General features: G+C 74.8%; 10 protein-coding genes. 5 read left to right on the forward strand and 5 right to left on the reverse strand.

From position 1 onward, the window contains the following. Window positions 1-273 precede the first annotated feature (273 nt). Window positions 274-1,029: a helix-turn-helix domain-containing protein gene (locus tag AB0D08_RS38875; protein WP_033819637.1), complete on the forward strand. Its 756-nt coding sequence runs from the start codon at window positions 274-276 to the stop codon at window positions 1,027-1,029. A 24-nt stretch (window positions 1,030-1,053) separates the two neighbouring features. Here AB0D08_RS38875 and AB0D08_RS38880 read toward each other — a convergent pair whose 3' ends face one another. Further along, window positions 1,054-1,629, reverse strand: a complete 576-nt coding sequence (locus AB0D08_RS38880; protein ID WP_359895065.1) for a hypothetical protein — start codon at window positions 1,627-1,629, stop codon at window positions 1,054-1,056. Window positions 1,630-1,946: 317 nt separating this feature from the next. Between AB0D08_RS38880 and AB0D08_RS38885 the strand changes: the two genes are divergently transcribed. Beyond that, window positions 1,947-3,365, forward strand: a complete 1,419-nt coding sequence (locus AB0D08_RS38885; RefSeq protein ID WP_359895067.1) for a carotenoid oxygenase family protein — start codon at window positions 1,947-1,949, stop codon at window positions 3,363-3,365. Between the two features lie 41 nt (window positions 3,366-3,406). Here AB0D08_RS38885 and AB0D08_RS38890 read toward each other — a convergent pair whose 3' ends face one another. Beyond that, the gene (locus AB0D08_RS38890) at window positions 3,407-4,417 is read right to left on the reverse strand and encodes an Lrp/AsnC family transcriptional regulator (protein ID WP_033819635.1); all 1,011 of its coding nucleotides are present in this window, start codon (window positions 4,415-4,417) and stop codon (window positions 3,407-3,409) included. Between the two features lie 142 nt (window positions 4,418-4,559). On the opposite strand from AB0D08_RS38890, the gene AB0D08_RS38895 reads away from it, so the two are divergent. Both AB0D08_RS38895 and AB0D08_RS38900 read left to right on the forward strand, forming a co-directional pair. Next, on the forward strand, window positions 4,560-6,116 hold the full coding sequence (locus tag AB0D08_RS38895; protein WP_359895069.1) for an MFS transporter: 1,557 nt from the start codon (window positions 4,560-4,562) through the stop codon (window positions 6,114-6,116). Between the two features lie 21 nt (window positions 6,117-6,137). Next, the gene (locus AB0D08_RS38900) at window positions 6,138-7,235 is read left to right on the forward strand and encodes a PP2C family protein-serine/threonine phosphatase (RefSeq protein ID WP_359895071.1); all 1,098 of its coding nucleotides are present in this window, start codon (window positions 6,138-6,140) and stop codon (window positions 7,233-7,235) included. 20 nt (window positions 7,236-7,255) lie between these two features. Here the strand turns inward: AB0D08_RS38900 and AB0D08_RS38905 are convergent, their stop codons facing one another. Further along, window positions 7,256-8,323 carry a phosphatase PAP2 family protein gene (locus AB0D08_RS38905; protein WP_051812100.1) on the reverse strand — a complete coding sequence of 356 codons (1,068 nt, stop codon included), beginning with the start codon at window positions 8,321-8,323 and terminating at the stop codon, window positions 7,256-7,258. Between the two features lie 301 nt (window positions 8,324-8,624). Further along, a complete protein-coding gene (locus AB0D08_RS38910) occupies window positions 8,625-9,530 on the reverse strand; it encodes a Gfo/Idh/MocA family oxidoreductase (protein ID WP_033819644.1) in 906 nt (301 codons plus the stop codon). Window positions 9,531-9,732: 202 nt separating this feature from the next. On the opposite strand from AB0D08_RS38910, the gene AB0D08_RS38915 reads away from it, so the two are divergent. Next, on the forward strand, window positions 9,733-10,017 hold the full coding sequence (locus tag AB0D08_RS38915) for a DUF427 domain-containing protein (protein WP_033819643.1): 285 nt from the start codon (window positions 9,733-9,735) through the stop codon (window positions 10,015-10,017). 22 nt (window positions 10,018-10,039) lie between these two features. Here AB0D08_RS38915 and AB0D08_RS38920 read toward each other — a convergent pair whose 3' ends face one another. Further along, window positions 10,040-10,954 (reverse strand): LysR family transcriptional regulator, encoded by a 915-nt coding sequence (locus AB0D08_RS38920; protein ID WP_033819632.1) that lies wholly within the window; start codon window positions 10,952-10,954, stop codon window positions 10,040-10,042. Window positions 10,955-11,131: the final 177 nt, after the last annotated feature.

The raw sequence follows: 11,131 nt of genomic DNA on the forward strand, positions 1-11,131 counted from the left end.
GGGGCGGGGGTGTCGAACTTCTGCATGGCGTGCTCCTTCGGTTGCGGCGGGCGCCCTTCGCCCTGCCGTTTCTGATGAGAGAAACGCTACGTTGCGTTCATGGATCCAGCAATGCCGATGTTGCATCAAATCAGCATCTCCGCAGCTCAATACCGCAAAATCGTTGCACCGAGGATGGAGAGTAATGCAACGCACCCCAAGTCGACTGTTGCAATGGAATGGAGCTGAACGCTAAGGTGGCGGCACCAAGGACCGTGCGCGAAGGAGACCGCGATGCCCGGAGGCAGGCTCACCCAGCAGGAACGTCAGCAGATCGCGCTGGGACTGGCCGACGGCCTCGCCTACGCCGAGATCGCCCGGCGCCTCGACCGTCCGACCTCGACGATCACGCGTGAGGTGCTGCGCAACGGCGGCCCCACCGCGTACCGCGCCGACCTGGCCCACCGCGCCACCGAACGCCGCGCCCACCGGCGCAAGCCGGCCGCGCCCCGGCAGCCCGGGACGGCCCCGCAGGCCCACGGGCGCGACGCCGAGGCCGTCCGGGACTTCGAGGAGGTGTTCACCGCCGTCCTGATGCAGGCGGGTACGCCGCGGATGATGGCCCGGGTCCAGGCCAGCCTGTACGTCACCGACTCGGGCAGCCTCACCGCGGCCGAACTGGTCCAGCGCCTCCAGGTCAGCCCGGCCTCCGTCTCCAAGGCGGTGTCGTTCCTGGAGAGTCAGGGCCTCATCCGCCGGGAGCGCGACGAGCGACGCCGCGAGCGCTACATCGTCGACGACGACATCTGGTACCAGGCGATGGTCGCCAGCGCCCGTTCCAGTCTGCAGATCATCGACACCGCACGGCAGGGCGTCGGTGTCCTCGGCCCCGGCACCCCGGCGGCCGCCCGGCTGGAGAACATCGCCCGCTTCCTCGACTTCGTCAGCGAGAGCCTCACCCGTGCCGCGGAGCAGGCCCGCGAGGTCCTGCACACCAAGGCCGCGCCGGATCCCGGGCCCGCCGCCGGGGACGCCGCCGACCACGGGTAGGCCGGCGGCCCGGGGCAGGGGTCCTCAGTGTGCCCGGGTGCCGATCGGGCGGGCCGTGGCACGGGCGCGGGCACGGACCTGTTCCGGGTACCACTGGGTGAACCGGATCGCCGCCACCAGCAGGACGATCGGGATGACCCAGTTCAGCCAGTCGGTGCCGCCCGAGATGTGCAGCGCGATCAGGCCGAGCAGGGCGGTCACCGCGAAGACCCCGCCCCAGACCGCGGTCAGCACCAGGTTGGTGCGCCGGAAGAGCGGGCTGTGCCAGATCTCGGGCGGTGTGCTCTCGCGGGCGTACTGCTCGGTGAACGGGACGAAGGCCAGCGATCCGAGCGCCACCACGGCGATCACACCGTTGGCGATCACCTGGGCGTAGGTCTCCAGCCAGATCAGGTCGTGCCGGTCGAGCACCAGCGCGAGGACGCAGATCACCGCGAAGAAGGCGATCCCGGTGACCTCCAGCACCTTGGGGCGGCCCCGTCGCAGGTCGGGGAGGTTGACCAGGACCGAGGCGACCAGGGCCGCGAAGGCCGCCAGCTTCCAGGTGCTGGGCCCGGCCACCACGTCGAAGATGATCCACGGCGCGAACGCGAACAGCATGTTCCCGGACCGTGCGCCCTGCGGGCCGTCCGGTCCCGTGCCGGTCCGCCCGGCACCGCCCCGGCCGGCGCTGCCCCGGCCCGTGTCTCCCCAGCCCGTGTCGGTCCCGGCCACTGAGCACCTCCAGCGCGGTTCCCCGGTGCGCGGGCCGCGGGTGCGGCCCGCCCCTTCCATGCTCGGACCGGCTCCAACTCCCCGCATCCCCGGGCCCGCTGTGCACACAGGGTGACGGCGGCGCGGGCCGCCCGGGCTGTTGCCGCCCGGCGGCGTGCGCAGTTGACTGGAGGCCGTGCCGTGCCGTTCACCGGGAGGCCGCCATGACCACGCACACCGCACCCGCCTTCGACCCGGCCCGGGTCGCCCATCTGTCGGGCCGGTTCGCGCCGGTCACCGAGGAGGTCGACGCGACCGGCCTGGCGGTGCTGGGCGAACTGCCGGACGGACTGGACGGGCTGTTCCTGCGCAACGGGCCCAATCCGCGGTTCAGCCCGATCGGCTCGTACCTGTACCCGATCGACGGCGACGGCATGCTGCACGGGGTGTGGCTCTCGGGGGGCCGGGCGCGGTACCGCAACCGCTTCGTGCGGACCCCGGCCGTGATCGCCGAGGAACGGGCCGGGCGCGCGCTGTGGGGCGGCCTGCAGTCGATGATCACGCCGTCGGAACCGGACGTCTCCCCCGAACTCGCGGGCACCTTCCGGGACCTGCCGGACATCAACGTGGTCCGGCACGCCGGGCGGCTGCTCGCGCTCGCCGAGTCCGACTGCCCGTTCCGGATCACGCCCGACCTGGCGACCGCGGGCCGCGAGACCTTCGACGGCGCGCTGCCCGCCGGCATCACCGCCCACCCCAAGACCGATCCGCTCACCGGTGAGCTGGCGGTGTTCTGCTACGCCTTCGAACCGCCGTACCTGACCTGGGCGATGCTCGGCCCGGCCGGTACCGTCACCCGCGGCCCGACGGCCGTCGACGGCGTGGACCGGCCGATGATGATCCACGACATGGCACTGACCGCCCGCTTCGTGGTGCTGGTGCTCGCCCCCGCCTTCTTCGACCTCGCGGCCGCGATGGAGGGCGGCTCGATGATCGACTGGCGGCCCGAGCGGGGTACCAGGATCGCCCTGATCCCCCGCGACGGCGGGCCGGTCCGCTGGGCGGCGGACGACGCGTTCTGGCTGTGGCACACGGTGAACGCCTACGACCGTCCCGACGGCTCGGTGGTCCTCGACTACGTCCAGTGGGCCCACCTCACCCTCGGCGCGCCCGACGCCGCCGCGCCGCCGAACCCGGGCGGCCTGACCCGCGCCGTCCTCGACCCGGCCGCGGGCACCGTCCGGCGTACCGCCCTGGACGACGCGCCGGTCGAACTCCCCCGCGTGGACGACCGGTTGATCGGCCGGCCGCACCGGCGGGCGGCCGTCGCGGCGGAGAGCGGCCGGGTCGACCTGCTGCCCGGCGAGTTCGACGCGCTGCGCTGGTACGACTGCGCCGACGACCCCGGTGCCTCGGTGCTGTGGCCGGCCGGTGACCTGTCGGTCGGCGAGCCGGTGTTCGCACCCTCGGCCGGCGGCGGTCCGGGGTACTGGCTGACCTACGCCACCGACCGCACCGACCTGAGCAGTTGGCTGCTGGTCATCCCGGACGCCGACCCGGGGTCCGGGCCGATGGCGCGGGTGCGGATCCCGGTCCGGGTCCCGCTCGGCCTGCACGGCAGCTGGCTGCCCACCGAGGACTGAGCACCCGCGGACCCGAGCACCCGGCGCCCGCCTCCGGACGCTCAGGCCCACCCCGCCGGCGGGTCGACCAGGCGTACCCCGTCCATCAGCATCCCCGCCCGTTTGACGGTCCGCAGCACCGGCACCACCTCGACCTGCTGAACGGCCGCCAGCGCGCCGATCCGTTCGGTGAGGTAGGTGTACAGCGCGTCGTTGTCCCGGCAGACCACCACCGCCAGCAGGTTGGCCGACCCGGTGATGGCCGCCGCGAACGGCACCTCCCGGTGGCCCGCGAGGGCCGCGCCGGTCGCCGCCAGGTCGGCCGGCGGCACCGACACCAGCAGCGCCGCCTGCGCGTGGAAGCCGAACAGCGCCGGGGAGATCTCCACGTCGAAGAAGAGCGCGCCGCTGTCCCGCAGCTGCTCCAGCCGGCGGCGCACCGCGGACTGGGACAGCCCGGTGGCGCGGGCCAGTTCGGGGTAGCCGCAGCGGCCGTCCCGGCCGAGTACGGCGAGCATGGCGAGCGCCGCCTCGTCCAGTTCGACCCGCTGCCCGGGGCCGAACACCCAGGGCCGCTCCAGTTCCCGGACCTGCCGCTCGCTCAGGGCGTCCAGGCCGGCCCAGCGGCCGGGACCGCCGACGAAGGTGCGCAGGATGCTGTGCGCGGTGATCCCGGTGACCCGGCGGGTGCCGGGCAGCTTCTGCAGCAGCAGTGCGTCCCGGTCGGCCTGGTTGCGGGCCTTGGAGACGCAGTGGATCTCGGTCCCGCCGGAGTTGAGGGTGACCCAGGCGATGTCCGGCCTCCGCGCCAGCGCGTCGGCCACCTGGACGGCGGCGTCCGGCGTGCACTGCACCCGCAGCCAGGACTCGTACAGCCCCACCCGGTGGCCCAGCGGCAGGCCGACCACCCGCAGCAGACCGGCGGTGCGCAGCCGCCGGTAGCGGCGGATCACCGTCTGGTCGGAGACCTCCAGCACCTGGGCGAGCCGGCTGAACGGCATCCGGCCGTCCATCATCAGCGCCTGGACGACGGATCGGTCCAGGGCGTCCAGTTCCGGGGTGCCGCTCTGCATGGTTTCCATCATGACAGGCGGGTGGGGTGTCGGATTCCGCAGCCCGGGCCGCCGTGGTGCGGCCGATCCGCGATCCGGCTGCGAGATTCGGCGGGTGGGCCGGGCGGTCGTGGATCCGGTCACGGGACCGAGGAGAACTCCGATGCGCAAATGGCTACCGCTGGTGGCGGTCTGTCTGGGGGCGTTCATGCTGCTGGTGGACGTCACGATCGTGACGGTCGCCCTCCCCGACATGGCCACCGCGCTGCACACCGGCTTCGCCGACCTGCAGTGGGTGATGGACGGCTACGCGCTGGCGCTGGCCGCGCTGCTGCTCGGCGCCGGCGCCCTCGCCGACCTGGTCGGGCGGCGCAAGGTGTACCTGGCGGGGCTGGTGCTGTTCGCGGGCGCCTCGCTGGCTTGCGGCCTGGCCACCGGGCCGCAGCAGCTGATCGCCTTCCGGGTGGTGCAGGGGGTCGGCGGCGCGGCGATGTTCGCCACCACCATGGCCCTGCTCGGGCACGCCTACCAGGGCCGCGACCGGGGTGTCGCGTTCGGGGTCTGGGGCGCGGTGAACGGGGCCGCCGCGGCGGCCGGGCCGATCCTCGGCGGGCTGCTCACCGAGCACCTCGACTGGCGCTGGATCTTCTACGTCAACCTGCCGGTCAGTGTGGTGGCGGTGGCCGTGACGCTGCGGGTGGTCGCCGAGTCCCGCAACCCGCGGGCGGCCGGCCTCGACCTGCCCGGCACGGTGGCCTTCACGGTGGCCGCCGGGTCGGTGACCTACGCCCTGATCAAGGCCGGGGACAACGGCTGGGGCTCGGCCACCACGCTCGGCCTGTTCGCCCTCGGCGCGCTCGCCCTGCTGGCGTTCGTCCTGGTGGAGCGGCGCAGCGCCCACCCGATGCTGGACCTCGCGCTGCTGCGCAGCCCGGCCTTCGCGGGCATCCTGGCGGGCGGCCTGCTGCTGTCCGCGGCGGCGTTCTCGTACCTCGCGTACTCCTCGCTGTGGCTGCAGTCGGTGCTGGGTCTCGGCCCGGTCGCGGCGGGGCTGGCGCTGCTGCCGATGAGCGTGGTCGCGTTCGTGACGGCGGCCGTCGGCGGGCGGCGGCTGCACGGTGTACCGCCGCGGCTGACGGTCGGCGGCGGTCTGCTGCTGATCGGCGTCGGCGCGCTGCTGCAGGCGGTGGTCGGGGCGGACTCCGGCTGGGCGGCGCTGGCGCCCGGTCTCGCGGTCAGTGGCGCGGGGGTCGGCCTGGCCACCCCGGCGATGGCCGCCGCCGCGATGGCCGCCGTGCCGGGGGCGCGGGCCGGGATGGCCGGCGGCGCCCTCAACACCGCCCGTCAGCTGGGCAACGCGCTCGGCATCGCGCTGCTCGGCGCGGTCTTCCGGGCGGGTCTGGCCGACGGGCTGCGGGGCGGCGGCGGCGCCGACCCGCAGGGCACCGCGGACGCGCTGAGCGGCGGGCAGGCGGGAGCGCTGGTCGCCCGGGCCGGTGAGGGTGCCCGGCCGGCGCTGGAACACCTGGTGCGCGGCGCGTTCGCGGCCGGGCTGAGGGACACCTTCCTGGTGTCGGGGGCGTTCGGGCTGGCCGGCGGCGTGCTGGTGCTGGTGCTGCTGCGCCGCCCTGCCGCGGTCGGCGCGGCGGGGGTACCGGGGCCCGCGCAGGCGCCGGCCACGTCAGGCGGACGGGCGGGAGCGGCGGCCAGAATGGAGTGATGTCCGACGGCGGGAGGCCCGATGGCGATCGATGACGAGTCGGATGCCCGGCTGCCGCCGGCCGCCTCCCCCCGCTGGGGGCGGTTCATCCTGGGCGCTTACGTCCTGATCACCCTGGTCCTGCTCGCCGACCTGTTCACCGGACCGAGGCTGACCTTCTCCCCGCTGCTGGCCGCCGTGCCGGTCCTCGCGGGCACCGGTACCCGGCGCCCGTGGGTGCCGCTGGCGGCCGGCGGCGTCGCACTGGCGGCGGTGGGCGTGCTGGCGGTGCTCAACGGCCAGGTCGGCACCGGGGTGCACGCCGCGTCGGCGGCCGCCGTGGCGACGGTGGCCGTCTCCAGCTCGGCCTCGGTCGCGCTGGTGGCCGACCGGGAACGCCGGCTGGCGCAGCTGCGCTCGGTGGCCGAGGCCGCCCAGCAGGCGCTGCTGCGTCCGGTGGCGCCGCGGATCGGCGGGCTGCGGGCAGCGGTGCGGTACGCGCCCGCCGCGGCCGAGGCCCGGATCGGGGGCGACCTGTACGCGGTGCTGGACTCGCCGTTCGGGGTGCGGGTGCTGCTGGGCGATGTCCGCGGCAAGGGGCTCGGCGCGGTGGAGACGGCGGCGGACGTGCTGGGGGTGTTCCGGGAGGCGGCCGTCTCGGAGGCCGATCTCAGCCGGATCGCGGGGCGGCTGGACGCGACGGTGGCGCGGCGGCCAGGCGACGAGGAGTTCGTGACCGCGGTCCTGGTGTCGGTGCCGGAGCACGGTTCGGCCAGCCTGGTGAACTGCGGGCATCCGGCGCCGCTGCTGCGCACCCGGCACCGGGTGGACGAGGTCGATCCGCCGGCCTGGTCGCCGCCGCTCGCCCTGCTGGGCCTGACCGGCGGGTGCTACCCGGTGCAGCAGGTGCCGCTGGGGCCCGGCGACCTGCTGCTGCTCTACACCGACGGGGTGTCGGAGGCCCGGGACACGGCCGGGGTGTTCTATCCGCTCGCCGAGCGGCTGTCCGCGATGCCGGCCGGTGAGGGGCCCGAGCCGCTGCTGGACCGGCTGCTGGCGGACGTCCGCGCCTACACGCCGCACGGGCTGGACGACGACGCCGCTCTGCTCGCCCTGGCCCGGCCGGCCCGGCCCGGCTGACCGGCCCGGGCCCGGCCGGCCTAGCGTCCGTCGGCAGGGACCCTGACCGGTCCGGCGGGCGCGGTCGTGGCCCGCCTGGCGCGTTCCGCCCTGGCCCGGGCGCGGCGGTCCAGCACCCGGGTGAGCACGTACCAGAGCACCACCGCGTAGGCCCAGCCCGCGAGGATGTCGACGATGAAGTGCTCGGCGCCGTAGACCAGGGTGAAGGCCATCGCCAGCGGGTAGGCGGCCAGCAGCACCCTGGTCCAGCGGCCCGCGCCGCGCCAGAAGAACAGCGCCAGCAGCATCGGGTACGCGGCGTGCAGCGACGGCATCGCGGCGACGTCGTTGGCGAACTCGCTGCCGTTCTCGAACACCGACCCGGCGCGGGGCAGCCCGCTCTGGTTGAGCACGTCGGAGACGATCCGGGTGACCGCGGGCATGTGCCCTTCCTGGCCGGTCAGCCACGGCGGGTCGGCGGGGTAGAGCACGTAGGTGGCGAAGCCGGCGAAGGTGACCGCCAGGTAGAGCGCCAGCAGCCGGCGGAAGCTCGGGTAGCGGCGCTTCCAGAGCACGGCCAGCACCAGGAAGACCGTGAAGAAGTGCGACATGTAGACGGTGACGGCCGAGTAGTCGTACCAGTGCGGGTGGCCGGGTGTGTACAGCCAGTGCTGCAGCCGGACCGTCCAGGTCTCGCCGCCGCCGAGGAACGTGTCGATGCTCAGCTGCGGCTCGTAGCGGACCGGCCAGGGGGTGTGCGCGCCGTAGCCGCGCAGCAGCGAGTAGACCCAGACCACCGCCATCACCGGGACCCAGTCCCGCAGCACCAGCGGCCAGCCCCGGCGGCCGCCGCTGTGCACCGACGCTGCCACCAGTGCGCCGATCAGCCAGCAGAACACCACGTCGTTGGCGTACGGCAGGCCGTAGGTCCACAGGTACCAGCCGAAGGCGAGCGCGAACAGCGGCCAGGCCAGGTGGCGCGGGCGCAGCCGGTGGCCCGCCCGGACGGCTCTGCCCGGGCCTGCCTGCCGGGGGTCGTACTGTCGCGGGCCGTGCTGCCGCGGATCGTTGCGGGTACCCGGATGCGCAGGTCGGAGCAGGTCGGTCATGGCGCCCGAAGCTAGCACCGCATTCTTGGAGGATCCTTTGGACGTTCCGGGCCGTGCCCAGGAAACCACCAGGAGACGAACCATCCTTGGCCGGCCTCCGCAGGCCGTCGCCCCCGTCGGGGCCGGGCCCGCGGCCGGGAGGTCGTGCTCCGGCCGCTCGGTCGACTGCTCGTGTCTCAGCATCGGTCACCACCCGCCCGGGGAGGCGCCAAGGTGACGGCGGCCGCCGGGCGGACCGTGTTCGGGGACGGGTCCTCTCCCGAGGCTACGCCCGCGGGGCGGGCCCGGCCCGGGCGGCGGCTCAGTAGCCGGCGGCCTGGGCCTCCACCCGGGTGACGATCTCCTCGCACAGTTCGTGGGTGCGCAGCGCGTCCTGGGCCGAGACGGTCCGGCCGGCCCGGACGGAGTCCAGGAAGGAGGTGACGATCTGCTCGATGCCGCGCTGCCGGGCGACCGGCACCCAGTCGCCGCGGCGCCGGATGCTGGGCTGGCCCTTGTGGTCGATCACCTCGGCCAGGTTGACCACCACCCGCTTGGCGTCGGAGCCGGAGATCTCCAGGACCTCCTCGGTGGAGCCGCTGACCCGGTTCATGATGCCGAGCGCGGTGAATCCGGGGCCGGCCAGGGTGAGCACCAGGTGTTCCAGCAGCCCGTCCCGGGTCCGGGAGCGGACGTCGATGTGCTCGATCTCGCCGGGGACCAGGAAGCGCAGCGTGTCCGCCACGTGGATGAAGTCGTCGAGGACCACGCTGCGGACGGCCTCCGGCAGGCCCTCCCGGTGCTTCTGCAGCACGATCAGGTCGCGCGGGCGCTCGGCGGCCTGCTGGTAGCCCGGGGCGTGGCGGCGGTTGAAGCCGACCATCAGCGAGCGGCCGCGGCGCTCGGCGAGCTCGACCAGGTGCCGGGCCTCCTTGAGGTGGTAGGCGAGCGGCTTGTCCACGTACACGTCGACGTCGGCGGTGAGCAGCTGCTCGACGATCGGCACGTGCTGGTCGGTGGAGGCGTGCACGAAGGCGGCCCGGATGCCGCTGTCGATCAGCTCGCCGAGGTCGGTGTAGCGGTGCGGGAGCCGGTGGAGGTCGCCGAGGCGGTCGAGCTTGGCGCGGTCCCGGGTCATCAGCCGCAGGTCGAGGCCGGGCTGGGTGGTGAGGACCGGGAGGTAGGCCTTCTGGGCGATGTCGCCGAGGCCGATCACGGCCACCGGCAGGGCCGCGGGGTCGGGGTCGAGGTGGTGGTCGCTCATCGGGACGCTCCTGCTGGGGGTGGGTGGCGGTCCGTCCGGTCAGCGGGGCCGGACCATCCGGCAGCATATGACAGCCGCGCGGCCGGCCAGTCAGGATGCGGTGGCCGGGCCGGACTTGGGCCGGGCGGGCCGGGCCGGGCGGGCCGGGATCGGCCACAATGGCGGGATGACCACAGCGCGTTGGAACGGCCAGATGATCGCGGACAGCGACCGTACCGTCCTGGTGGAGGGCAACCACTACTTCCCGGCCGAGTCGGTGCGGGCGGAGTTCCTCGGCCCGTCGGCGACCACCACCCACTGCCCGTGGAAGGGCATCGCCTCGTACTACACCCTGCGGGTGGCGGGCGCCGAGAACCCGGATGCCGCCTGGTACTACCCCGACCCGAAGCCGGAGGCCGCGCACGTGGCCGGGATGGTGGCGTTCTGGAAGGGGGTCGAGATCACCGACTGACCGTCCGCGGCCGTGGCCGCCCTCACTGCGCGAGGCCCGCCGCGGCCGTGGTGAGGGCGTCCAGCACCGGGCGGATCAGGGGGTGCAGCTCCGCACCGCCGCGGACCGCGGCGAAGACCTTGCGGGTGGCGAGCGCGCTGTCCACCGGGCGGACCGCCACCTTGGACAGGTCGGCGCCGCGCAGCGCCGAGCGGGGGACCAGTGCGACGCCCGCACCGGCCGAGGCGAGCGCCACCACCGCGCGGAAGTCGTCCGAGGAGTGCACCAGCCTGGGCTGGAAGCCCGCGTACTCGCAGGCGAGCAGCACCACGTCGTGGCAGGGGTTGCCGGGGTACGGGCCGATCCACGGCTCGGCGGCGAGCTCGGCGACGGCGACCGGGCCGGGGCCCTCGGCCAGCGGGTGGCCGAGCGGCAGCACCGCCTCGAACGGCTCCGCGTACAGCGGCACCCGGGTCAGCCGCTGGTCGTCGGCGCGCGGCGCGCCCCGGTACTCGACCGCGACGGCGATGTCCGCGCCGCCGTCGAGCAGCATCGGCAGGCTGGCGTCGCCCTCGGCGTCGAGCACCTTGAGCCGCACCCCCGGCGCCGTCTCGGCGAGCAGCGCGATGGCGGGCGCCAGCACCAGGGCGATGCCGGTCGCGAACGCCGCCACGGTGACCTCGCCCGCGGCGCCCGCGCGGTACGCCGCGAGGTCGGCCTCGGCGCGCTCGAGCTGGGCGAGCACCGCGTCCGCGTGGGTCAGCAGGATCTCTCCGGCGGCGGTCAGGCGCACCCCGCGGCCGTCGCGGGCGAGCAGGTGGTGGCCGGTCTCCTGTTCCAGGGCGGCGAGCTGCTGGGAGACGGCGGAGGGGGTGAGGTAGAGCGCGGCCGCGGCGGCCGTCACGGTCCGGTGGTCGGCCACGGCCCGCAGGGTCCGCAGCCGTCGTGCGTCGATCACTCCGCCATTGTGCCAGCGGGTGGGGGCGGCCTGCGGCGCAGGCCGGGGACCGTGCGGGGCCGCAACGGGCGGAGCCGCGCCCGGACGGCGCAGGTCCAGGCGACCGGCGGCGCGGGTCCGCAGTGGCTGCTGATGCTGCCGCTGGTCGCCCTCACCGCGGTGCTGCTGACCGCCGCC

The sequence above is a fragment of the Kitasatospora sp. NPDC048540 genome (assembly GCF_040651175.1).
In the GTDB taxonomy this organism is placed as follows: Bacteria; Actinomycetota; Actinomycetes; order Streptomycetales; family Streptomycetaceae; genus Kitasatospora.